26 protein-coding genes and 1 riboswitch are annotated in these 21,072 nt (G+C 57.8%); of the genes, 11 read left to right on the top strand and 15 right to left on the bottom strand.

Annotated elements, in window-relative coordinates:
• Positions 1 to 48: 48 nt before the first annotated feature.
• The gene (locus tag ACJ8PL_RS12810) at positions 49 to 261 is read right to left on the bottom strand and encodes a YccJ family protein (protein WP_004927694.1); all 213 of its coding nucleotides are present in this window, start codon (positions 259 to 261) and stop codon (positions 49 to 51) included.
• A 184-nt stretch (positions 262 to 445) separates the two neighbouring features.
• Here ACJ8PL_RS12810 and ACJ8PL_RS12815 point away from each other — a divergent pair, with 184 nt between their 5' ends.
• On the top strand, positions 446 to 685 hold the full coding sequence (locus ACJ8PL_RS12815; protein WP_004927692.1) for a DUF2766 family protein: 240 nt from the start codon (positions 446 to 448) through the stop codon (positions 683 to 685).
• Between the two features lie 40 nt (positions 686 to 725).
• Here ACJ8PL_RS12815 and ACJ8PL_RS12820 read toward each other — a convergent pair whose 3' ends face one another.
• Positions 726 to 959, bottom strand: a complete 234-nt coding sequence (locus ACJ8PL_RS12820; protein ID WP_016927394.1) for a YobH family protein — start codon at positions 957 to 959, stop codon at positions 726 to 728.
• A 161-nt stretch (positions 960 to 1,120) separates the two neighbouring features.
• Here ACJ8PL_RS12820 and ACJ8PL_RS12825 point away from each other — a divergent pair, with 161 nt between their 5' ends.
• Complete coding sequence (locus ACJ8PL_RS12825) at positions 1,121 to 1,279, top strand: PhoP/PhoQ regulator MgrB (protein WP_004927688.1); 159 nt, start codon at positions 1,121 to 1,123, stop codon at positions 1,277 to 1,279.
• 81 nt (positions 1,280 to 1,360) lie between these two features.
• Positions 1,361 to 1,633, top strand: coding sequence for a YebO family protein (locus tag ACJ8PL_RS12830; RefSeq protein WP_016927396.1), 273 nt, complete (start codon positions 1,361 to 1,363; stop codon positions 1,631 to 1,633).
• A 39-nt stretch (positions 1,634 to 1,672) separates the two neighbouring features.
• Here ACJ8PL_RS12830 and fos read toward each other — a convergent pair whose 3' ends face one another.
• Positions 1,673 to 2,080: a fosfomycin resistance glutathione transferase gene (gene fos, locus ACJ8PL_RS12835; RefSeq protein ID WP_015378164.1), complete on the bottom strand. Its 408-nt coding sequence runs from the start codon at positions 2,078 to 2,080 to the stop codon at positions 1,673 to 1,675.
• Positions 2,081 to 2,250: 170 nt separating this feature from the next.
• Here fos and ACJ8PL_RS12840 point away from each other — a divergent pair, with 170 nt between their 5' ends.
• The 3 genes from ACJ8PL_RS12840 (at position 2,251) to ACJ8PL_RS12850 (ending at position 4,401) form a co-directional block, all read left to right on the top strand.
• Positions 2,251 to 2,553 carry a phage protein NinX family protein gene (locus ACJ8PL_RS12840; protein WP_016927397.1) on the top strand — a complete coding sequence of 101 codons (303 nt, stop codon included), beginning with the start codon at positions 2,251 to 2,253 and terminating at the stop codon, positions 2,551 to 2,553.
• A gap of 74 nt (positions 2,554 to 2,627) precedes the next feature.
• A complete protein-coding gene (locus ACJ8PL_RS12845; RefSeq protein ID WP_004927680.1) occupies positions 2,628 to 2,864 on the top strand; it encodes a DUF4060 family protein in 237 nt (78 codons plus the stop codon).
• Positions 2,865 to 3,039: 175 nt separating this feature from the next.
• Positions 3,040 to 4,401, top strand: coding sequence for an amino acid permease (locus ACJ8PL_RS12850; protein WP_016927398.1), 1,362 nt, complete (start codon positions 3,040 to 3,042; stop codon positions 4,399 to 4,401).
• A gap of 46 nt (positions 4,402 to 4,447) precedes the next feature.
• On the opposite strand, the gene ACJ8PL_RS12855 is transcribed toward ACJ8PL_RS12850, so the two are convergent.
• A complete protein-coding gene (locus ACJ8PL_RS12855; RefSeq protein WP_016927399.1) occupies positions 4,448 to 4,738 on the bottom strand; it encodes a hypothetical protein in 291 nt (96 codons plus the stop codon).
• A 219-nt stretch (positions 4,739 to 4,957) separates the two neighbouring features.
• Between ACJ8PL_RS12855 and ACJ8PL_RS12860 the strand changes: the two genes are divergently transcribed.
• Positions 4,958 to 5,992, top strand: coding sequence for an MBL fold metallo-hydrolase (locus ACJ8PL_RS12860; protein ID WP_016927400.1), 1,035 nt, complete (start codon positions 4,958 to 4,960; stop codon positions 5,990 to 5,992).
• 151 nt (positions 5,993 to 6,143) lie between these two features.
• Here ACJ8PL_RS12860 and ACJ8PL_RS12865 read toward each other — a convergent pair whose 3' ends face one another.
• The gene (locus ACJ8PL_RS12865; protein ID WP_442531199.1) at positions 6,144 to 6,353 is read right to left on the bottom strand and encodes a hypothetical protein; all 210 of its coding nucleotides are present in this window, start codon (positions 6,351 to 6,353) and stop codon (positions 6,144 to 6,146) included.
• A gap of 306 nt (positions 6,354 to 6,659) precedes the next feature.
• Between ACJ8PL_RS12865 and ACJ8PL_RS12870 the strand changes: the two genes are divergently transcribed.
• Positions 6,660 to 6,776, top strand: a complete 117-nt coding sequence (locus ACJ8PL_RS12870; protein WP_002211058.1) for a DUF2627 domain-containing protein — start codon at positions 6,660 to 6,662, stop codon at positions 6,774 to 6,776.
• Between the two features lie 41 nt (positions 6,777 to 6,817).
• Positions 6,818 to 7,027 (top strand): transcription antiterminator/RNA stability regulator CspE, encoded by a 210-nt coding sequence (gene cspE / locus ACJ8PL_RS12875; protein WP_002221949.1) that lies wholly within the window; start codon positions 6,818 to 6,820, stop codon positions 7,025 to 7,027.
• Positions 7,028 to 7,079: 52 nt separating this feature from the next.
• On the opposite strand, the gene pgeF is transcribed toward cspE, so the two are convergent.
• Positions 7,080 to 7,796, bottom strand: coding sequence for a peptidoglycan editing factor PgeF (pgeF, locus tag ACJ8PL_RS12880; protein WP_004927619.1), 717 nt, complete (start codon positions 7,794 to 7,796; stop codon positions 7,080 to 7,082).
• Positions 7,797 to 7,957: 161 nt separating this feature from the next.
• On the opposite strand from pgeF, the gene rlmA reads away from it, so the two are divergent.
• Positions 7,958 to 8,776 carry a 23S rRNA (guanine(745)-N(1))-methyltransferase gene (rlmA, locus tag ACJ8PL_RS12885; protein WP_033640078.1) on the top strand — a complete coding sequence of 273 codons (819 nt, stop codon included), beginning with the start codon at positions 7,958 to 7,960 and terminating at the stop codon, positions 8,774 to 8,776.
• Positions 8,777 to 8,838: 62 nt separating this feature from the next.
• Here the strand turns inward: rlmA and mntP are convergent, their stop codons facing one another.
• From mntP to manX, 5 genes are all read right to left on the bottom strand, one after another.
• A complete protein-coding gene (gene mntP, locus ACJ8PL_RS12890) occupies positions 8,839 to 9,408 on the bottom strand; it encodes a manganese efflux pump MntP (protein WP_025159822.1) in 570 nt (189 codons plus the stop codon).
• 11 nt (positions 9,409 to 9,419) lie between these two features.
• Positions 9,420 to 9,602: riboswitch (yybP-ykoY riboswitch) on the bottom strand.
• A gap of 218 nt (positions 9,603 to 9,820) precedes the next feature.
• Positions 9,821 to 10,279, bottom strand: a complete 459-nt coding sequence (locus ACJ8PL_RS12895; protein WP_016927403.1) for a DUF986 family protein — start codon at positions 10,277 to 10,279, stop codon at positions 9,821 to 9,823.
• Positions 10,280 to 10,333: 54 nt separating this feature from the next.
• On the bottom strand, positions 10,334 to 11,176 hold the full coding sequence (locus tag ACJ8PL_RS12900) for a PTS mannose transporter subunit IID (protein ID WP_015378157.1): 843 nt from the start codon (positions 11,174 to 11,176) through the stop codon (positions 10,334 to 10,336).
• 15 nt (positions 11,177 to 11,191) lie between these two features.
• Positions 11,192 to 11,992: a PTS mannose/fructose/sorbose transporter subunit IIC gene (locus tag ACJ8PL_RS12905; protein ID WP_015378156.1), complete on the bottom strand. Its 801-nt coding sequence runs from the start codon at positions 11,990 to 11,992 to the stop codon at positions 11,192 to 11,194.
• 56 nt (positions 11,993 to 12,048) lie between these two features.
• Positions 12,049 to 13,008, bottom strand: coding sequence for a PTS mannose transporter subunit IIAB (manX, locus tag ACJ8PL_RS12910; protein WP_004927601.1), 960 nt, complete (start codon positions 13,006 to 13,008; stop codon positions 12,049 to 12,051).
• A gap of 562 nt (positions 13,009 to 13,570) precedes the next feature.
• Between manX and ACJ8PL_RS12915 the strand changes: the two genes are divergently transcribed.
• Positions 13,571 to 15,115 (top strand): TerC family protein, encoded by a 1,545-nt coding sequence (locus ACJ8PL_RS12915; RefSeq protein WP_442531200.1) that lies wholly within the window; start codon positions 13,571 to 13,573, stop codon positions 15,113 to 15,115.
• A gap of 16 nt (positions 15,116 to 15,131) precedes the next feature.
• Here ACJ8PL_RS12915 and ACJ8PL_RS12920 read toward each other — a convergent pair whose 3' ends face one another.
• From ACJ8PL_RS12920 to pabB, 4 genes are all read right to left on the bottom strand, one after another.
• A complete protein-coding gene (locus ACJ8PL_RS12920) occupies positions 15,132 to 16,718 on the bottom strand; it encodes an EAL domain-containing protein (protein ID WP_016927406.1) in 1,587 nt (528 codons plus the stop codon).
• Positions 16,719 to 16,986: 268 nt separating this feature from the next.
• Positions 16,987 to 18,351, bottom strand: coding sequence for an L-serine ammonia-lyase (sdaA, locus tag ACJ8PL_RS12925; protein WP_004927589.1), 1,365 nt, complete (start codon positions 18,349 to 18,351; stop codon positions 16,987 to 16,989).
• Positions 18,352 to 18,797: 446 nt separating this feature from the next.
• Entirely contained in the window at positions 18,798 to 19,376 is a 579-nt protein-coding gene (locus ACJ8PL_RS12930; protein WP_049299169.1) for a CoA pyrophosphatase, read from the bottom strand.
• Positions 19,373 to 20,746, bottom strand: coding sequence for an aminodeoxychorismate synthase component 1 (pabB, locus tag ACJ8PL_RS12935; RefSeq protein ID WP_442531201.1), 1,374 nt, complete (start codon positions 20,744 to 20,746; stop codon positions 19,373 to 19,375). Before pabB ends, ACJ8PL_RS12930 begins: the two co-directional genes overlap by 4 nt.
• Between the last annotated feature and the right edge of the window lie 326 nt (positions 20,747 to 21,072).

Raw genomic sequence — 21,072 nt, forward strand, 5'->3', positions numbered from 1 at the left:
ATCGGGAAAGCCTGGGTCAGAAACCCGGGCTTTTTGTTGCGTAACCGCTCAAACGTTTTTCCGCTCGACGGTTTCCTCTCCCCAATAAAGCTGGTCGGCGGTGGTTTTGGCAAAGGCCTTCTCCAGCGCCTCATCACTGCCTTCTTCCCAGATTTTCTGCGCCAACACTTCATCGTTCCCTGCCAGCTCAAAAATGGCTTCGGCGATTTCCACCGAAGTTTCACGCACTGTCGCCCAGGATTTCACATTGTGATTCGCCATAACTTTCTCCTGTTGGTTGTGGCTTGCGGGTGGTTTTTACCACCGCCATGCAGCAAGTATAGGCCAATCCGCCGCGGGCTTTTGCCCGCCGGTGCGCAGAATGGGGAAAAAGACGGGGAGAGCGGGCAATGGCGCGGACGCCATGCTATTCTGTGCGGCGTTTGAATCAAGAAGGAAATTTATTATGTCTGACATGCTGAGCAACGAGCAGGAACTGGCTTCCGATCTGGTCGCTTGCCAACTGGTCATCAAACAGATTCTGGACGTTATCGACGTGATTGCGCCGACCGAAGTGCGCGACAAGATGGCGGGTCAGCTCAAAAGCATCGATTTCTCCACGCATCCTGCCGGCGCCGATCCGGTGACCCGCCGAGCGATTGACAAGGCGATTGCGCTGATCGAGATGAAGTTTACCCGCAACTGAGGCGGGGCCGCCGCAGAGCGGCGGCGTCGGGCGGTGGCGGTTAATCCACCACCGTTTCGATTTTCTTGAACAGCGGGCAGTCGGATACGCCGATGAAACCGTTGTCGCCATTCACGTACTGGGCGATCGCCACGTTGCGCGCCGTCAGGTATTTGCACTGCAATCCCAACCCGCCAACGTTTTTGTTGCTGCCGATCAGCACGCCGTAGCCCGAGATCAAAAAGCCGCCGTAAATGACCGCCAACACCAATACCCACTTAATCAATTTGCTCATCGTATTTCCTCGTTATCCCTGAGGGTTCATCTAGCCACGGCGCCTATGCGAGGGCAAGGGTAACAGTCTGAAAACCGGGCGATAGCCAGAAATCTAAACGGAAAGTTAAACTTCGTTTAACTTCGCTGTGATAACATGCGCGATAGATTACCAAGATAACAATGAGGCTGCTAAATTTGTTGCGAAAAAAAATCCTCGTGATAATGACGGCCGTCGCTGCCTGCCTGTTTTTCTACCTGCTGGCGCTGGACAGCTATTGCGACGATGGTGGAAATTTTGCGTTGGGCATCTGTTCGGTGACCCGCTTCGTGCCCTGGTAAGCAATTTTTGGCAGGGATGTTCGCACGGCCGCCGCGAGTGTTAAGATGGCGGCCTGAATTTCGCAGTAGATAGGGTTGTCCATGTACGATTTAGGTTTTGGCCAGAACGGCCTGTTGTCGCTGGCCCTCGCCGCCGTGGCGTTGCTGGCCGGGCTGTGGGTCTGGTTCCTGGTGAACCGCGCCAGCGTGCGCGCCAACGAGCAGATTCGCCTGCTGCAGGAGATTGCCGAGCAACAACGTCAGCAAACGGCGCTGTTGAAGCGTATGGCGCACCGCGCCGGCGCAGACGGCGCCGCTGCTGACGACGATCTCAACCCCGCGCTGGATTTCAAAGGTTTCATCCCCGAACGTTGAGCATGATGCCCCGGCCGACGGCTGCGTCGCCGGGGCGCCTCAGTAAAACACCATGCCCTGATACGGCTTTTCCCGGCATGCCGCCAGGCGGCTGGCCAAATCGCCGGCATGGATCTCCAATTGATGCCCATCGGGATCGAGAAAATAGAGTGATTCGCCTTCGCTGCGATTGCTTTTCCACTCTTCGACGCCGGCCTGGCGCAACCGCTCGCTGACCTGCTCAATGTGTTCAGGCGCGACGCTGAAGGCGTAATGGGTATAATCGCGCTCGCGTTGTTGCATGCGCGTTTCATCCAGCGACAGGCATAGCCACAACGGCCCTAACGAAAGATAGGCGCCGCCTTGCCAGCGGGCGTGCGGGATAAATCCCAACAGATGACGATAAAAATCGAAGCTGCGATCGAGATTGCTGACGGCGAGCGTCAGATGGTTAAGGCCGGTCAACATGCATGCGTTCTCTGGGCGCTGAACAGGGAGAAAAGTTTACGCAGGCGCTAAGGAAAGATAAAGGGGACAAAGCATTAGTAGAGATAATGTGAAAACCGGCGGCGCTGTCATAAAACTGTCGTACAGACATCGTAATGTAGCGCGAACCTTACGAAAGATGGATGAAGCCGATGATTAAATGGTACGAAGAAAGCGATGCCGAAGTGAACCGCAGCATTGCGCTGCTGACCGGAGAGAACCCGGACAAGTGGTATCCCTACGGTGGTGTGAAAGGTAAAGATTACTGCAAGAATCCCTCCGATGCCTGGCCGATCATTTGCGCCAACAAAATCAGTCTGAACCCCGACAACCAAAGCGACAGCCCGCAGTGGCAGGCGCGCATGAGCACTCAGGGCGGTGAATGGCAGGCGGACAGCGCCAGCCCGCTGCGCGCGGCGATGATCTGCTTCCTGATGAGCCGACAGGTTAACTGAGTCGAACAATACCGGTGATTGGTAAGAGTTTCTCCTTTTTCTAATAACAGAGCTGTCGTTGGCGGAGGCTGTTTATGAAGCGCATTATCAAAGGTGATAAAAACTTGTCTCATCTGGTGATTGCCCATGCGGCGATCGATCGTCATGCCGAAAGCTTCGGCCAGCGCCGTCAGGGCTGGCCCTCGACCTACCTGATAAAATATCAAAACGATCGCGTGGCGGTGGAAGTGGTCACGCGTAGCCAATCTTATGTCGCCACGCTGATGATCGGCGCGCGCAATCTGACCAAACTGTGCGGTATGCCTGGCTGAACGCTGCCGTTATCCGCTTTCTCGCGGTAAAAAAATCGCGCTCCGGCCTGCCGTCTCGGGGCGCTTCTCCTTGATGCTCACGGGGTTAAGTGTTAAAAAGCCGCCCGCAGATACATTTATTGATTGGTGAAATCTTGGCCGATAGCGGCAAGGGTATACGCCATATGAGGATAAGATGGGCGGTCAGCATCAGGATACTCCGCTAAAACGCGGTTTAAAAAACAGACACATACAGCTTATTGCCCTCGGGGGCGCCATTGGTACCGGTTTATTTCTCGGCATTGCGCAAACGATTAAAATGGCCGGCCCCGCCGTGCTGCTGGGCTACGCCATCGGCGGTTTTATCGCATTTTTGATCATGCGCCAGCTGGGCGAAATGGTGGTGGAGGAGCCGGTCGCCGGCTCTTTCAGTCACTTTGCCTATAAATACTGGGGCGATTTCGCCGGCTTCCTTTCCGGCTGGAACTACTGGGCAATGTTCATTCTGGTCGGCATGGCGGAATTGACCGCCGTCGGCATCTACATTCAGTACTGGTGGCCGGAAATCCCCACCTGGGCCTCCGCCGCGCTGTTTTTCGTGCTGATCAATCTGATTAACCTGGTGAACGTGCGCCTGTACGGCGAAACCGAGTTCTGGTTCGCCATCATCAAGGTGGTGGCGATTGTCGGCATGATCGTCTTCGGCGCCTGGCTGTTGGCCAGCGGTAACGGCGGGCCGCAGGCCAGCATCACCAACCTGTGGCAGCAGGGCGGCTTTATGCCGCACGGCTTCTCGGGGCTGGTGATGGCGATGGCGGTGATCATGTTCTCGTTTGGCGGCTTGGAAATGGTCGGCATCACCGCGGCGGAAGCCGCCGATCCGCGTCGCAGCATTCCCAAAGCCACCAATCAGGTGGTGTACCGCATCCTGATCTTCTATATCGGCTCGCTGACTGTGCTGCTGTCGCTCTATCCGTGGGGGCAAGTGGTGGAGGGCGGCAGCCCGTTCGTGCTGATCTTCCACGCGCTGAACAGCAATCTGGTGGCAACGGTGCTCAACGTAGTGGTATTGACCGCCGCGCTGTCGGTCTACAACAGCGGCGTTTATGCCAACAGCCGCATGCTGTTCGGGCTGGCCAGCCAGGGCAATGCGCCGAAGGCGCTGACGCGCGTGAATAAACGCGGCGTGCCGGTGCTGTCCATCGCGCTGTCGGCGTTGATTACTTCGATCGGCGTGCTGATCAACTACCTGATGCCCGGCAAGGCGTTTGAGCTGCTGATGGCGCTGGTGGTTTCAACGTTGGTGATCAACTGGGTGATGATCTGCCTGGCGCACCTGAAATTCCGCGCCGCCAAGAACCGCCAGGGCGTCATTCCCAGCTTTAAGGCGCTGTGGTATCCGTTCGGCAACTACCTGTGTCTGGCGTTCCTCGGCCTGATTCTGGTGATCATGTATTTCAGCGAAGGGATCCGCATTTCGGTGTTGCTGATGCCGGTGTGGGTTGCGGTGCTGTGGTGCGGGTTTATGCTGACGCGCCGCAAAGGCGGCAAGCGTTAATCCGTGTGCTGCGGAGGCGTATGGCACGCCTCCGCTCCTTTTCTCGTTAGCCGCGCGGCATAAAGGCGCGGCCCTCACCGTGACCCCGCCCCAGCAGTTTCCGGCACAGCAGCAGCAGAGTGCTGATCACGTCGATGGCGACTACGCTGAGCATCAGCAGAGTCAACATGAAGAATCCAAGCAGCGAACCGCCCAGCAGCACCAACGGTGCAGGCACGCGCAGCCGGCGGAACTTCATGGCGAAATACATTTTCCAGTATTGCTTCTGCGCCAGCAGCGCGCTGCGAATACGGCGCCCCAGGCTTGAGCCTGATTTGCGGGATGTAGAACGACTCATAACTTCTCCTTTTCTGTATGCCCTACAAGTCAATCACAAAGATCTTAAGAGAGTCTTAACGGGCTCTTGGCGGCCCTGGCTTTCCATCGGAGTGAGACAACAGCATACGGCAAAAGGTCCCGAGATGCAGCGCACGGCTGACAAAGTGCGAGCTTCATCGGGTTTGTTACACTGAAAGTCATGCCCGCGCAGGGCGCAGTGGTCGGGAGAAAAGGCAGGATGAAAAGAATCAACCGTTATTACGACGCGGCCAAGGCGCATCATACGCCGGAGGGATTTCGCAACCTGGAACCTTCGCGGCGTCAGGAGGGCGATCTTCAGCGTTGGCAAGATGAACGCAAGCGGCAGGGGCTGCCCAGACCGCCGCAGCAGGGCTACGCACAATTTACCGAACGCTGGTGGCAACCTGCCGATCTCAGCGGCAGCGACGACTGCGTTTGGTGGTTGGGGCATGCCTCGATGCTGCTGCGGTTGAGCGGGCGTTATATCCTGATCGATCCGGTGTTGTCCGAACGCGCATCGCCACTGAGCTTTTACGGCCCGAAGCGCAGAACGCCGCCGCCGCTGACGGTGGAGCAGCTGCCGGCGGTGGATGCGGTGCTGATCTCCCATAACCATTATGACCACCTTGACAGGCGCACGGTGCGGCAATTGGCGCGGCGTTTCCCTCAGGCCGAGTTCATCGTGCCGCTTGGCTTGAAGCGCTGGTTCCGCCGTTATCGGCTGAAGGCGCATGAGCTGGACTGGTGGCAGAGTCTGCCGTTGGGCGAGCTGACGGTCTACGCCACGCCGGCGCGGCACTGGAGCATGCGCACGCTGTGGGATCGCAATCGCTCGCTGTGGTGCGGGTGGGTGATCCACCATCCGGCGCTGCGGTTTTATTTTTCCGGCGACAGCGGTTATTCGGAACGGCTGGCGGAGATCGGTCAACGGCTGGGGCCGTTCGACGTGGCTGCGCTGCCGATTGGCGCCTATGCGCCGCGCTGGTTTATGCAGGAGCAGCATATGGATCCGCAGCAGTCGGTGGCGCTGTATCGCGAGCTGAATCAGCCGCGCGCCATTCCCATCCATTGGGGGGTATTCGAACTGGCGGATGAATCGCTGGACGAACCGCCGCAGCAGTTGAACCTGGCCCTGAGCGAGGCGGGGTTGGAGCAGCATCAATTCCTCCCGCTGAAGATTGGCGAGCGCATCGCGTTGCAGGATGCTCAGCAAGCGTTGTCTCTTCGCCCTGCGGTACAGAGGAAAGAATAAGAGCAACGGTTTGAAAGCGCGGCAGTAATTAGCAAAATTGATAAGATCGGGTGGTGATTCAAATAACCACCCGATCTTCAGGATTTAATTCAACGCCACACTTTTGCTATTCATAAGATTATTCCGGCTATTGGGGATAATGACCTTCGGATTATTTATGATGGAACCACAGGCAAGCGGGATATGTGCCGGCGCTTTGCATGCTTATGCATCCGTTGCGCAGGGCGGAGACGTCGCCGCCGACCCGCGCGCCGTTTGGCGGCAGGGCTGAAAGCCGATGATGAATGGGCTTTCCGGCGGTAAATGGTCGGAGGAGCGATGAATAAATTGGCCCCCGTTCATCGATATTCAGATGTTGCATATCAAATTCCATAAAGATTCAAATTTTTTAACGCTATAAGCGGCCAAAAAGCGGAAATGATGAGACGGAAAGGCGTCAATACGATGAAAGTTTTGTTAAAACTCCAGCAGAATGCGGGGTCTGGCGCAGTGATTTTGGCAAGCAGAAAATAGCCGATGCTTCAACATCTTTTGGCCTATTTAAGCAAATGTGGCGCTCGACCGTTTCAAATATGTGCGACATGTCGTTCAGTGATTAAAAATGGCTTGCCATCGCATACAGAGTATGTGATAACGCATCTGGGTAAAACGAGGTACAGTTCTGTATATGTGTGGCATTTTCAGTAAAGAAGTTCTGAGTAAAGACGTTAGCGTTGAATACCGCTTCTCTGCCGATCCTTATCTTAGTGCCTCAAGCAGTAACGACTCTAGTTTGTCTATGTAACGCCCTCGGGCGGTTTAAACAATCCAAAGGAAATACTCAAGATGGCAAAGATCAAAGGTCAAGTTAAGTGGTTCAACGAGTCTAAAGGTTTCGGTTTCATCACCCCGGCTGACGGCAGCAAAGACGTGTTCGTACACTTCTCTGCAATCCAGGGTAACGGCTTCAAAACCCTGGCTGAAGGCCAGAACGTTGAGTTCGAAATCCAAGATGGCCAGAAAGGCCCATCTGCAGTAAACGTTACTGCTATCTAATCAGCGTCAGCTGTACAAAAAGCCCGCCTTCGCGCGGGCTTTTTCGTTTCCGTCATCCGGCGGCGATGATGATGCCGGCGTACTGGTTGCGGCCTTTGATCCCCGGATGCGTCGGATCCTGCGCGCGCCGGTGGCTGTTGCGGCGATAGCTGGTGTATTTGAAGCGCTGCGGCCGCTGCGGGTCGACGTCCGGCGTGCAGATGGTGCAACTGCCGGCGCGGTCAACGGCGGCGAAGCCGAGCGCCGCCAGCTTGTATTCGGCAATTGCGGCCAGATCCAGATGCCGGTAATGCGGGCTGATCAGCGTGGCGGGCAGCGGCAGGCGCTGTTTAAAACTCTCCACCAGCGCTTCATCGACTTCGTAGCAGCACGGGCCGGCGGCAGGGCCGATGGAGACGACCCAATCGGCGGTGTCGCCGTCCTGGCGAATGCGCGCTGCCATCTGTTCCAGAATGCCGTCAAGCAGTCCGCGCCAGCCGGCGTGAACCGCTGCGATGGCGCCGCCGTCACGGCGGCTGAACAGCACCGGCAGGCAATCCGCCGTCAGTACGCTGAGCAGAATGCCGGGCTGGCGAGTGTAGAAACCATCGGCCTCGCCGCACGCCTGCGCCGGCTGCAGCACGTCGACGATGCGGGTGCCGTGCACCTGTTTTTTTTCCGGCAGCGTGGCGCTGTAGGGCAGCAGGTGCCCGGGCAGCAGCGCGAGTTTGCTGCCGAAGCCGTGCTGAATATGGGGCACCGCATCGAGCAGCGCGGAACGATCGCTCATAAGTTATGTTCACCTGCGTGAGAAAACAGACTCTCAGTGTAGCCAGCTTTTTCCCCGCTTGGCCAGGTGTTGTTGGCGGCGAAAGCGAGCGGGGATGCGCCTTGCATCAAGCCGACGCCTTCTTTAGACTAGCCGCGCCCTGTCTTTCTGGAAGCCCATTCATGTCTTATCAATGCCCTCTGTGTCATCAACCGCTGTATTTTTCATCACAACACTGGCGTTGTGACGGCAATCATCAGTTCGATCAAGCCAAAGAAGGCTACGTGAATCTGCTGCCGGTGCAGCACAAACGCTCGAAGCAGCCGGGAGACAGCGCGGAAATGATGCAGGCGCGGCGCGCGTTTCTCGACGGTGGATATTATCAGCCGTTGCAAGCGCAGGTGGCCGAGTGGCTGGATTTGGCGCTGGCGGCCGATGCAGGCACGTTATTGGACATCGGCTGTGGGGAAGGGTATTACACCGCCGCCGTGGCCGCCAGGCTGGCGCAGGAGCGCACTATGGCGGTCTATGGGCTGGATGTCGCCAAGGTGGCGATCCGCTATGCCGCTAAACGTTATCCGGCGGTCTCGTTCTGCGTTGCCTCCAGTCACCGTTTGCCGTTCGCCGACGGGGCGCTGGATGCGGTCTTGCGCATTTATGCACCCTGCAAGGCGGAGGAGCTGGCGCGAGTAGTGAAGCCGGGCGGCGTGGTGCTGACGGTGTCGCCGGGCCCGCGTCATCTGTACCAGCTGAAAGAGCAGGTGTACCAGCAGGTGCAGCTGCATGCCGAACAGGATGAACAGTTCGACGGATTCGACTGCGAGCGCAAAGAGGCGCTGGCCTATACGATGACCCTACCGGGCGCGCAGGCCGCCAATCTGCTGCAGATGACGCCGTTCGCCTGGCGCGCTACGCCGGAGGTGCAACAGCGGTTGGCCGAGGGCGGCGAGTTTGTGTGCGAGACGGATTTCGTGCTGGCGTTGTACCGACGTCGCGCTTAAGGGGCCTTGAACTCAGAAACAAAAAAACCTGCCGCGGCAGGTTTTTTTGCAGTTCGGTCGCCTCAGGCCAGGTAGCCGAGGTGCTCCAGCAGGATGTTGACGCCGATACCGATCAACACCACGCCGCCGAGGATTTCGGCGCGTTTGCCCAGCAGCGGGCCGATAAAGCGGCCGATCATCATGCCCAGGGTCGCCATGATCATGGTGGCGCAGCCGATGGCCATCGCGGTGTGCACGATGTTCACCTGCAGGAAGGCCAGACCGACGCCGATCGCCATGGCGTCGAGGCTGGTGGCGATGGCGGTGGCCACCAGCAACCAGAAACCATGACGTTTGACCTTCTCTTCTTCGTCGGGCCTGTTGCGCACCCCTTCGACGATCATGCGCATGCCGAGAATAAACAGCAGCGAGAAGGCGACCCAGTGATCCCATTCCATGATGTATTGGCTGGCGAACAGGCCGATAGCCCAACCGATGAGCGGGGTGATCGCTTCGACCACGCCGAAGATCAGGCCGGTGCGGATCGCTTCGCGAAAGCGCGGTTGATGCAGACTGGCACCTTTGCCGATCGAAGCGGCGAAAGCATCCATGGACATGCCGAAAGCGAGAATAAGCGTTGCTGAAAGGTTCATGTGAAATAGCCTCGGCCGGGTGGCTCCATATACACGTAACCCACCCCCAACCAAACGACGGAGTTACGTGTCTATGGTCTCGCCAACCTTACCTGGCTGCCCGCACCACGTTTCATACGGCGAAACGAGTATGTTGATACGGGCGTTTCTGGTTTTTATTCTCCAGAAACCGGCTACTCCCCAATGACGGCGCAACCATACCATATTATTTCCGGTGCCGACAACTTTATTCTGGCGTGATTTTTGTTCTTAATTGAGACTCGTTTTCATTAATCTGAGTTCATGTGGGAATATAATGTAGACGCGGGTAACAATGTTGCGGAAATAATAGTCAGAAAGGAAATGGCGCTGCCGATTAATTATCCACAAGCAGCGCAAGGTTTGAGCGAAAGTAAAATGAGTTTTTCTTTACTTATTGATTATCAATGAAAAAGTGGTAAATCTTCTCCAGGTCGTCCAAGTGCGTCACCTGAACCAACAGCCGGCGCTGTTCCAGGTCGACGGCCAGAATGCCGTCCTCCGATAAATTCATGGCTTTAATGCGGTTATATTCGACAAACACATTGGCGAAGAAAAATCCGTGCGCTTTAAACACCATCTTGGGCGCGCGAATATAAGAAACATAGATAGCGAGCAGCGCCAAAGAAATAAGCAGATAGGTGGTTAATACCGCGCCGTTGTCGGTGACATTGCGGTAAATCAGAATGGCGATCAGGCCGACGAAAATCAGGCTGTCGAGGCGGTTACGGCGTTTGAGCGGCACTTTGAGCCGCGTTTTGCCTTTCAGCAGATCCATGCCGAATTCGTCATACAGCGAATACAGCAACAGCAGGGCGATAAACAGCATCAGTACGGCGTCGGTCAGTGACATCTCTTGCTCCACACATAAAAAAGCCGGGGGTTGCCCCCCGGCCGTTTCGAACGATTACAGGCCCAGCAGGCCAATCCAATAGCCAAAGATGCCAATGACGAAGAAGCCGATAATGATCCACAGCGCGTTGACTTTCTTGCGCAGCAGCCACATACAGGCGAAGGTCAGCAGCAACGGCACCAGGCCCGGCATCAGCTGGTCGAGGATGGTCTGCACCGTGGTGACGTTGGTATGCCCGGTCTGGTCGGTTATCTTGGACACCACCAGCGGGATATTCACGTGCGTCCACTTGTTGACCAGCGCCCCCATGACAAACAGGCCGAGAATGGACGCTCCTTCCGTCAGTTTCTGCAGGAAGCCGCCGCCCATGTCGTTGACGATATCGACCCCTTTGCGGTAACCGTAGGCCACGCCGTAGTAGCGGGTCAGCAGGCGCACCAGGTTGAACAGCACGAAGAACAGGATCGGTCCAAGCAGGCTGCCGCTCATGGCGATGCCCGCCCCAAGCGCGGCGAATACCGGCCGCACGGTGCCCCAGAAGATCGGATCACCGACGCCCGCTAGAGGCCCCATCAAACCGACCTTGATGCCGTTGATTGCGGCGTCGTCGATCGGCGCGCCGTTGGCGCGTTGTTCTTCCATCGCCATGGTCACGCCGAGCACCGGCGCCGCCACGTAAGGGTGGGTGTTGAAGAACTCCAGGTGACGCTTGATCGCCTGTTTGCGATCGTCATTGTTTTCCGGATACAGGCGACGGATCACCGGCACCATCGAGAAACAAAAACCCAGCGCCTGCATGCGTTCGAAGTTCCATGAACCCTGGAACAGGTTCGAACGCAGGAATACGCCGCGAATATCGGCCGGCGTGAGTTTCTTTTGAGCAGTTGTATCAACCATTTCTCTCACCTATTCCTAGTCGAGTTCGTTATCGAGATCGTTCGCGTTAGCCGGGCCGGCCTGGACAACCTGAGACTTGTTGTATTTCGGGCTGAGCTGGATATACAGCACGGCCATCACCACGCCGATGACGCCGAGCGCCACCAGGTTGAAGTTGGTGAAGGCGGCGGTAACGAAACCGAGATAGAAGAACGGCATCAGGTAGCCGGCGCGCATCATGTTAATCACCATTGCGTAACCGACCACCACGATCATGCCGCCGGCGATGTTCAGGCCGCTGGTGACCACTTCCGGGATCGAGTTGAGCAGGGCGTGCACTCCGGCGGTGCCCACCGAGATGGCGACGATGACCGCCGGGATGGCGATACGCATCGCCTGCAGCAGCAGGGCACCGACATGGATCCAGCTAATGGCGCGCAGGCTGCCGCGCTCCGCCGCGCTGTCCGCTGCGTGCTGGAAGGCCACGGTGAGGGTTCGCACGATGATGGTTAACACCTGGCCGGCCGCCGCCAGCGGAATGGCCAGGGCGATACCGGCGCCGACGCTTTGCCCACCGGCAATGACCAGGATGGTCGAGATGATGGACGCCAGGGCGGCATCCGGCGCGACCGCCGCGCCGATGTTCATCCAGCCGAGCGCGATCATTTCCAGCGTACCGCCGATGATGATGCCGGTTTTCATATCGCCGAGAATGAAGCCGATCAGGGTACAGGCGACCAGCGGACGGTGGAACTGGAACTCGTCGAGGACGGAACCCATCCCGGCGATACAGGCAACGATAAATATCAGCACAATCTGAAGAGTGGTGATCTCCATTGCACTTCTCCTATGACCAAAAAAGCTCTGAGTAAAATAATCAGCGGCTGGCGCCACTAATTGAGTTTGTTAATCAGGTCCATCATTTTTAGCCGGCTGTCGGACGAGACCTTACGCACCTCCAGCTCGATACCGCGATCGTTCAGTTTCTTAAACGCTTCGATATCTTTTTCATCGACGGAAACGGCGTTGTTCACCTGGGTTTTCCCCTGGCGGAACGCCATGCCGCCGATATTGACGGATTGAATATCCACGCCGCCCTCCACCAGACGCCAGACGTCGGTCGGATTGGTAAACAACAGCATCACGCGGTCGTTGGCGTATTTGGGGTTGTTCCAGACGCGGATAGCCTTCGCCACGTCCACCACGTGGGCAGTGACGCCCGGCGGGGCAACCTGAGTCAGCAGGGTTTTGCGCACATGGTCGGCGGCGACTTCATCGCTGACGACGATAATACGGCTGACGTTGGTCTCTTTGGTCCAGCGGGTAGCGACCTGGCCGTGGATTAAGCGATCATCGATGCGCGCCAGGCCGATTTTCATGTGGTCGTTCGGCCCCAACGGCGCCTGAGGGGCAGCGGCTTTGGCGACGGGCGCTGCGGGTTTTGCGGGTTCTTCCTGCGGTTTTTTCAGCGCTTTCACGCCTTCTCGGCCGGTTTCCAACGCCAGCGCCACCAGTTCATCGAAAGCGGGGTTGTCGTCCCGCGCCATGAAGGTTTCCACCAGCATCGGGATGTTGACCCCGGTGACGACCTCATAGTTTTCTTTGTCGACCGCAATGCGGCTGGCGGCGTTGAACGGGCTGCCGCCCCAGGTATCCACCAGGAACAGCACGCCGCCGCTGGTATCCAATCCACTGATTTTCTCGTTGTACTTGACGATTAACGTTTCGGCATTCTCACCGGGAACGAAGTCTATAAAGGCGACGTTGTCCTGCTCGCCCAATAGCATCTCCGCCGTTTTCAGCAGTTGTTCCGCTGCAGCCCCGTGTGTGCCGATGATAATAGCTATTGCCACTCGCTACCTCCTCGTTGAACTCCAGACGCGGTTTGTGTCGTTTCTCCGCGCCGTCTTGGCAGTCACTTCCGCGGTTCAGATACATTATGGTAGAAAAAAAGAAACGCACGCCTAACATTTCTCACGCAGTTTCAAATGCCTGTGCGTGATACTTCACGAACGCGAGATTTATTTTAGTGAGTGAAAAAATATTTTTTGTGACGCTGCTCCGCTATTGAATGCTCGGAGAAATCTTAGCTGTCGCAGACGATATGGCGTGGCGTCACCCTAAACCGCCGTTGAAAAAGCCGCTTTGTCCCCCAGAAAAATCCTGATACAGTAATTTCCTCTTTCATCACTAAGGAGTGAAGGGCCTCAGCCCTCCCTATGGACTGTCACCGAAGTAACTGTTTTTCCAGGTTTCACCCGCCACCTGCTGGCGTTGCATATGCTGTTCGGCCCTTCGGCCATCTCCCGGTAATCCCATCCCGTCACTTTGCTATTGTCGACTGCGCCCATGCAGCGGCGGCATCGTCACGTTTGAGCGGCGTGCGCTCATTCCCACTTTTCTCTGGAGTCTGATATGGAATTTTTAATGGACCCCTCTATTTGGGCGGGGTTGCTTACGCTGGTGGTGCTGGAAATCGTGTTGGGCATCGACAACCTGGTGTTCATCGCCATTTTGGCCGACAAACTGCCGCCTAAGCAGCGCGATAAGGCGCGCGTCATCGGCCTGTCGCTGGCATTGCTGATGCGTTTGGGCCTGCTGTCGGTGATCTCCTGGATGGTAACCCTGACCACGCCGCTGTTCAGCGTCGGCGATTTCAGCTTCTCCGGCCGCGATCTTATCCTGCTGTTCGGCGGGGTATTCCTGCTGTTCAAGGCCACCATGGAGCTGCATGAACGGCTGGAAGGGCAGACGCACCAGGATGGCGCCAACCGCGGTTACGCCAAGTTCTGGGCGGTGGTGGTGCAAATCGTGATCCTGGACGCGGTGTTTTCGCTCGATGCGGTGATTACCGCCGTAGGCATGGTGAACGATCTGCCGGTGATGATGGCGGCGGTGGTGATCGCGATGGCGGTGATGCTGCTGGCGTCCAAACCGTTGACCAACTTCGTCAACGCGCACCCGACCATTGTGGTGCTGTGCCTGAGTTTCCTGTTGATGATCGGTCTGAGCCTGATCGCCGAAGGCTTCGGCTTGCATATTCCTAAAGGCTATCTGTACGCCGCGATCGGCTTCTCGATCCTGATTGAATTGTTCAATCAGATCGCGCGTCGCAACTTCATCAAGCATCAGGCGCGTCGCCCGATGCGCGAGCGCACCGCGGAAGCGATCATGCGCCTGATGGGGCAGCAGCGCGCGCAGCAGGCGGACGATGAGGTCGCCTTGCCGCGGGATGAAACCTTTGCGGCGGAAGAGCGTTATATGATCAGCGGCGTGCTGACGCTGGCCTCGCGCTCATTGCGCAGCGTGATGACGCCGCGCACGGATATCTCCTGGGTCGACTGCGAGCGCTCCCGTGAGGAGGTGCGCGCACAGTTGCTGGATACGCCGCACAGCCTGTTCCCGGTGTGTCGCGACTCTGTGGATGAGATCGTCGGCGTGGTACGCGCCAAGGATCTGCTGGTGGCGCTGGAGCAAGGGGAAGATATCGCCGAGTTTGCCGCGCGCACGCCGCCGATCGTGGTGCCGGAAACCATGGATGTCATCAAGCTGCTGGCGGTGCTGCGCCGCGCCAAAGGGCGCCTGGTGGTGGTCACCAACGAGTTCGGCGTGGTGCAGGGGCTGGTGACGCCGCTGGACGTGCTGGAAGCGATCGCCGGCGAGTTTCCGGACGAAGATGAAACGCCGGACATCGTGGCGGAAGGCGACGGCTGGCTGGTCAAGGGCGGGACCGACCTGCACTCGCTGGAACAGGCGCTGGCCTGTGACGACCTGGTCAGCCCAACCGCAGACTACGCCACTCTGGCGGGGCTGCTGTTAGCCCACTACGGCCAGATGCCGGTGGTGGGGGACACCATTGAACTGAACCACCTGCGCTTCGATATTGTCGAGGTCTCCGACTATCGCATCGAGTTGGTGCGTGTCACCCGCGCCGTCTTAGACGAACCGGCGCATTCGTAACCCATCCGCCGGAGGCTCAGGCCTCCGGCGGATGCTCTTCCGCTTTCCTGACGCGCGATTCGTACTGCTGCAACCACAGCGGGAAAACGTGGATCGGCATCGGCTTGGCGAAATAATACCCCTGCAGGGCATTGACCTCGCGTGAGCGCAGATAGTCGGCCTGTTCCGCCGTTTCTACCCCCTCAGCCACCAGCTTCAGTTTCAGCCGCTGCGCCAGCGTAATGATGGTATCGGTCACCGTGGCGTTGACCGCGTCGGTGCCGATGGCCGCGGTAAACCCGCGGTCGATCTTTAACACGTCCGGGCTAAGGTTCTTCAGGTAGCTCAGCGAGCTGTGGCCGGTGCCGAAATCGTCGATGGCCAGCATGATCCCCATGTCTTTCAGCGTCCGGATCTGGTCATGCTGGATCGCCGACAGCGCGGTGCGCTCGGTCAGCTCCAGCATCAGTGACGGCATCGGATGCGCCGGAAGCCAAATCCGGCGGATATCGTCGATGATGTTGAGCGTTTTAAAGTGTTCGGCGGCGACGTTGATGCTGATGTAGAACGACGGTCGCGGCGGGAACAGCTGCAGATTTTCCGTCACGGTGTTCATCAGATAACGGGTCAGCGGAATGATCAGCTCATGCTGCTCGGCCAGCGGAATAAACACGTCGGGGGAGATCCACCCTTGACGCTTTTTTTTCCAGCGCAGCAGCATTTCGACGCCGGCGCAGCGCCCGGTGTCGCTATGAATGATGGGCTGGCAATAGACGCGGAACTCGCGATGGGTGATGGCATGGCCGATGTGATAAGACAGGCTCATACGATTAGCGGTGAGCAGATAGACCACATAGGCGGCCAACAGGCTGATCAGCAGCGCCAGCGGGATATGGCGCGGCAGTGCGGAAAGCGCCAGCATGCCGATCTGCGGGCCGAACAGCGAAATCGAGAACGGGTATAGCGCAGAGCCGGCGGTGTAGCGCAGATCGTTGGTCAGGGTGTCGCGGCTCAGGATTTCGCGTCGGCCGTATTCCAGGCTGCTGTCAGCCACGTTCAGCACCACGCGCTGAACGTAAGGCTCCTGCGGCTCGAGTAAAAAGTTGGACAACAGCTCGATATTAAACACGTGCAGCACGCCACTGGTTTTATCGCGTGGGGATGGCGTCCACATCACCAGCGTGGGCAGGCCTTTGCTCACCGCCAGCGAGGGGCGCAGCGCCAGCCTGGCGTTGCTGTTGACGAAGGTAGGCATGACCGCGGCCAGCTGATAATGACGGGAACCAAACAGGCTGGAGCAGTAAATAATGCCGTTTTTTACCAGCAACATGGCGCGTAGCGCCTGATTCTGCGCGGCGCGAAAGCGCAGGGTCGACGAAACGTTCTCGCAGGGCTGGTCCAGCATGTCCATGCTGCGCTCCGCCTGCAGCTGAGCCGGTGTCAGCAACTGGTTGAGCTTGCCGACGGTGCGGGTGGCCAATGTCTGTTGGCTCAGCTCGATACTTTTGACCTCTTGATAATAACGGGTATACAGCGATACCAACAGAATAGCCGCGCCCACCGCTCCGGCCAGCAGCCAACGGTAATAACGATATCGGGACGCGGCGAGGTGGGTCATCAACATCCGGTAAATCCTTGTTCGGTAATCCAGCCCCGAGTCACGGTCAGGTCATAGATCCTTAAGTTGCGCTCGGCTAATTCTAGCCTGAGGTTATACAAGATTGATGGTAACTCAGTAAATTATTTCGATTTGGCAAAACAGAAGGTCAATTTGCAGGCTAACCGCCGGATCGATGAGAGAAATGCAGGATTTTTTCTGGTGACATTGTCACAAAAAGCGGCCAATGAATTGATTACCCATAAAAAACCCCGCCGGATGGCGGGGTTGTCTGTCAGTCGCATTGCACCTTGATTGCCAGGCCGCCGCGTGACGTTTCGCGGTACTTGGCGTTCATGTCTTTGCCGGTTTCGTACATGGTCTCGATCACCTTATCCAGCGAAACGCGCGGCTCGCTGGTGCGGCGCAGGGCCATGCGGGCGGCGTTGATCGCCTTGACCGAGGCGATGGCGTTGCGCTCGATGCACGGCACCTGCACCTGGCCGGCGACCGGGTCACAGGTCAGACCCAGGTTGTGTTCCATGCCGATCTCCGCCGCCACGCAGACCTGCTCAGGGCTGCCGCCCAGCAGTTCGGCCAGACCGGCCGCCGCCATGGAGCAGGCAACGCCGACTTCACCCTGGCAACCGACTTCGGCGCCGGAAATGGAGGCGTTCATCTTGTACAACGCGCCGATGGCGCCCGCCGCCATAAAGTAGCGGATGTAGATATCCGGGCTGACGGACTCGATGAAGTGATCGTAGTAAGCCAGCACCGCAGGCACGATGCCGCAGGCGCCGTTGGTCGGCGCAGTGACCACGCGGCCGCCGGCGGCGTTTTCTTCGTTAACCGCCAGCGCGAACATATTGACCCAGTCGATCACGTTCATCGGATCGCTGGACAGTTTGTCCGACGCCACCAGCATGCGGCGCAGCGCGGAGGCACGGCGCGGTACGCGCAGCGGCCCCGGCAGTACGCCTTCGGTGTTCAGACCGCGATCGATACAGGCGCGCATGGTTTGCCACACGTTGCCGAAGTAGGTCTCGATCTCTTGCTTGCTGTGCAGCGCCAGTTCGTTCTGCATCACCATGCCGGACAGCGACAGGCCGGTCTCGCGGCAGTGGTCGAGCATTTCGCGCGCGGAGTTGAACGGATATGGCATTTGCAGTTCTTGCTCGGCGGCCTTGCCGAAATTCTCCTCGTCGACGATGAAACCGCCGCCGATAGAGTAATAGGTCTTGCTGTACACTTCTTTATCGCCGGCGAAGGCGTGGATCTGCATGCCGTTTTCGTGCAGCGGCAGGTTGTCGCTGCGGAAGACCATGCCGCCGTCGCGAGGGAAATCGACTTCATGCAGGCCGTTGGCCAGCATCAGGCGTTGACGTTGTTCTACATCGCGAATAAAACCCGGAATGCTATCGATATCGACGGTGTCCGGCATGTTGCCGGCCAGTCCGAGAATGATGGCGATATCGGTATGGTGACCTTTGCCGGTCAATGAGAGTGAGCCGTAAACGTCTACGGCAACACGCGTGATAGAAGGCATCAGGCCTTTATTTACCAGATCGTCGACAAACTGTTTGCCGGCTTTCATCGGTCCAACCGTATGAGAGCTGGACGGGCCGATGCCGATCTTAAACATGTCGAAAACGCTAATCACGCTAAAACTCCTTAAAGAGACGTATTGTTATGGCTGCGGCGGTCAAAAACCGCGCAGGGAACAGCGATATTGTAAAAGGGCCGTGCGGGTTCAGCTGCCTTTTTCGCATGAAATTAAATAATCCTTGGTGTCGCTTTTTTTACTGATTACCCGGGGCGAACCCTTGTGCGGGGTATCCGCTTTCGCCCAAGCTCCATTAACGGTAATCGCGCCAGCTTTCCGTGCTGAACGCCGCCGGCTTAATCCCTGTTTCTACAGTGGTTTATCTCGGACGGTGGTATTTTACAGGTATTTCGTAAGGTTTAAGAGAGGGTTTACAGTTTTTTTAAAACCATTCAAACGGAACGGTAGTTGAAAAAGCGATCATATGAAGTGATATCGATCGCTTTACCCGCCGCGGAGGCCGGCAACCGTGCCAGATTGCGAGTCAGATCACGTAATGCGGGCTAAATACTGACCTGTTGCGCCAGGCGCCGAATGATGGCGGCGGTCAGCCCCCAGATAAACTGGCTGTGATACCAGGAGAGGTAGATGCGGTGGGTATGGCCGGCGCGATGAATATCCAGCGGATAGTAACGCGACAGGGTCAGCGCTTCCCGCAGGGGCATCTCGAACACGTCCGCCACTTCGCCTTCATTGGCGTGGAACTGCACGTCCGGCGGGATGAGGCCGACGATAGGGGTAACCTGAAATCCGGTGCTGCTGTCGAGCGGCGCCATTTGGCCGAGGACAGTCACCGCTTGCGGCGGTATCGCCACTTCTTCCTGCGCTTCTCGCAGCGCCGTGACGATCGCCGATCCGTCTTCGGCGTCGGTTTTTCCGCCGGGAAAGGCCACTTGACCGGCATGTTTGCGCAGCGAGTCGGCACGGCGGGTCAACAGCAGCGTCGGCTCGGCGCGGCAGACGATCGGGATCAGCACCGCCGCCGGGCGCACATTGTGCGAAATCTGCGTCGCCTGCGGCAGCTGCAGTTGAAAGCGGCTGATAAAGGCGCGCAGTGAGGCCGGTGAGTTAGATGGGATCACGACAGGGCATACTCCCCTAGCTGCGGCAAAATGCGGCCAACCTTGTCGAAGGTCTCCTGGTATTCCGCCTGCTCCTGGCTGTCCGCCACGATGCCGCCGCCGGCGGAGCAGTGGATGCGACCGTTTTCGGTGACGAGCGTGCGAATGGTGATATTGGTGTCCATGGTGCCGCAGGCGCTCAGGTAGCCGATGCTGCCGCAATAGGCGTTGCGGCGCTGCGGCTCCAGCTCTTCGATGATTTCCATCGCTCGCACCTTGGGCGCGCCGGTGATCGAACCGCCGGGGAAGCAGGCGCGCAGCAGTTCGGCCGCCGAGGTATGGTTTGGCAGGGTCGCGGTGATGGTGCTCACCAGGTGATGCACAGCGGGGAATGGCTCCACGGCGAACAGTTCCGGCACCCGTACGCTGCCTGGTTGGGCGACGCGGCCGATATCGTTGCGCAGCAGATCGACGATCATCAGATTTTCAGCGCGATCCTTGGGTGAATCGGCCAAACGGCGAGCCTGCGCGGCGTCCTGTTCCGCGTCCGCCAACCGCGGCAGCGTGCCCTTGATCGGGCGGGTTTGGATGCGTTGCTGCTCCAGCCACAGGAAGCGCTCGGGAGAGACGCTCAGTACGCTGTTGTGCGGCAAGCGCAGGAAGGCCGAGAATGGCGCGCGGTTGCAGGCGCTCAGGCGGCAGAACGCCTGCCATTCATCCCCCAGATAGTCGGCGGAGAACCGTTGGGCCAGATTAATTTGGTAACAGTCGCCGCTGCGCAGGTAGTGCTGAATACGTTGGAACTTCTCGCCGTATTGCCGCCGGCTCATATTGGCGCGCCAGTCGCTCAGCAGCGTGAAAGGGCGTTCTTTAGGCGCAGTTTGGCTATTGAGCCAGCGCCAGCGCTGCTCGACATCGCCATAGCTGAGCAGCGTCAGGGTTTGCAATTGGTGGTCGGCGATCACTGCCCAGTCATAAATGCCCACTGCCATATCCGGCAAGGCGAGGTCGGCTTCGGCCAACTGCGGCAGGGTTTCCACCCGGCGCCCGAGATCGTAGCCGAACAGCCCCAGAGCTCCGCCCTGAAACGGCAGGTCCGGATTAAACGCCGGCTGCCAGCCTTGCGCCGCCAGTTGCTGCTGCAGCAGGGAGAACGGATCTTCCTGCGACTGAATGGTGACGCTGTCACTTTCAATTGTCGTGCCGGCACCGTGGGTGGTGAGTGTAACGCGCGGCTGTGCGACCAGGATATCGAAACGGTTATGCGAATGGTCGGCGAAGCCCGAATGCAGCAGCATCGCCCAAGGTTGCGATGAAAGCGGGGCGAAAAGCGTCATCAGGGCACGGCGGCTGTAGGGCAAAGATTTTATGTTTGGGGCGGTTACGCTCATGAACGTCAATAAACCTGGCTGTGAGGACGGCGATATCTGGCGGCTAGTGTGCCATAGACGGTCACGTCATGCATGTTTTGCCATGCGCGACATGCAGCACAGTTCACATAAACGGCAGTTCAATAAACCTGAAATAAGGCATTTTTTGCGCCATTGATTATACTTCGATATGTTAAAAATTTAACATCAAATGCACTGGAAGCCTATTTATCGAGGGCGCAATACCCGAGAAATATAAAAAAAGATTCGTTAATTTCATAAATTTATTATTTCTGCTTGTTATTAGAGGCGGGAGGGATGTTGTTATGCCCGATTTTAGCCAACGT

This window comes from Serratia sp. CY83965 (genome assembly GCF_052166375.1).
Classification (GTDB): Bacteria; Pseudomonadota; Gammaproteobacteria; order Enterobacterales; family Enterobacteriaceae; genus Serratia; species Serratia marcescens.

Coding starts and splice junctions, on each gene's coding strand:
- ACJ8PL_RS12810 (WP_004927694.1), bottom strand. CDS start 261: ATGGCGAATCACAATGTGAAATCCTGGGCGACAGTGCGTGAAACTTCG.
- ACJ8PL_RS12815 (WP_004927692.1), top strand. CDS start 446: ATGTCTGACATGCTGAGCAACGAGCAGGAACTGGCTTCCGATCTGGTC.
- ACJ8PL_RS12820 (WP_016927394.1), bottom strand. CDS start 959: ATGAGCAAATTGATTAAGTGGGTATTGGTGTTGGCGGTCATTTACGGC.
- ACJ8PL_RS12825 (WP_004927688.1), top strand. CDS start 1,121: ATGAGGCTGCTAAATTTGTTGCGAAAAAAAATCCTCGTGATAATGACG.
- ACJ8PL_RS12830 (WP_016927396.1), top strand. CDS start 1,361: ATGTACGATTTAGGTTTTGGCCAGAACGGCCTGTTGTCGCTGGCCCTC.
- fos (WP_015378164.1), bottom strand. CDS start 2,080: ATGTTGACCGGCCTTAACCATCTGACGCTCGCCGTCAGCAATCTCGAT.
- ACJ8PL_RS12840 (WP_016927397.1), top strand. CDS start 2,251: ATGATTAAATGGTACGAAGAAAGCGATGCCGAAGTGAACCGCAGCATT.
- ACJ8PL_RS12845 (WP_004927680.1), top strand. CDS start 2,628: ATGAAGCGCATTATCAAAGGTGATAAAAACTTGTCTCATCTGGTGATT.
- ACJ8PL_RS12850 (WP_016927398.1), top strand. CDS start 3,040: ATGGGCGGTCAGCATCAGGATACTCCGCTAAAACGCGGTTTAAAAAAC.
- ACJ8PL_RS12855 (WP_016927399.1), bottom strand. CDS start 4,738: ATGAGTCGTTCTACATCCCGCAAATCAGGCTCAAGCCTGGGGCGCCGT.
- ACJ8PL_RS12860 (WP_016927400.1), top strand. CDS start 4,958: ATGAAAAGAATCAACCGTTATTACGACGCGGCCAAGGCGCATCATACG.
- ACJ8PL_RS12865 (WP_442531199.1), bottom strand. CDS start 6,353: ATGCAACATCTGAATATCGATGAACGGGGGCCAATTTATTCATCGCTC.
- ACJ8PL_RS12870 (WP_002211058.1), top strand. CDS start 6,660: ATGTGTGGCATTTTCAGTAAAGAAGTTCTGAGTAAAGACGTTAGCGTT.
- cspE (WP_002221949.1), top strand. CDS start 6,818: ATGGCAAAGATCAAAGGTCAAGTTAAGTGGTTCAACGAGTCTAAAGGT.
- pgeF (WP_004927619.1), bottom strand. CDS start 7,796: ATGAGCGATCGTTCCGCGCTGCTCGATGCGGTGCCCCATATTCAGCAC.
- rlmA (WP_033640078.1), top strand. CDS start 7,958: ATGTCTTATCAATGCCCTCTGTGTCATCAACCGCTGTATTTTTCATCA.
- mntP (WP_025159822.1), bottom strand. CDS start 9,408: ATGAACCTTTCAGCAACGCTTATTCTCGCTTTCGGCATGTCCATGGAT.
- ACJ8PL_RS12895 (WP_016927403.1), bottom strand. CDS start 10,279: ATGTCACTGACCGACGCCGTACTGATGCTGTTTATCGCCCTGCTGTTG.
- ACJ8PL_RS12900 (WP_015378157.1), bottom strand. CDS start 11,176: ATGGTTGATACAACTGCTCAAAAGAAACTCACGCCGGCCGATATTCGC.
- ACJ8PL_RS12905 (WP_015378156.1), bottom strand. CDS start 11,992: ATGGAGATCACCACTCTTCAGATTGTGCTGATATTTATCGTTGCCTGT.
- ACJ8PL_RS12915 (WP_442531200.1), top strand. CDS start 13,571: ATGGAATTTTTAATGGACCCCTCTATTTGGGCGGGGTTGCTTACGCTG.
- ACJ8PL_RS12920 (WP_016927406.1), bottom strand. CDS start 16,718: ATGTTGATGACCCACCTCGCCGCGTCCCGATATCGTTATTACCGTTGG.
- pabB (WP_442531201.1), bottom strand. CDS start 20,746: ATGAGCGTAACCGCCCCAAACATAAAATCTTTGCCCTACAGCCGCCGT.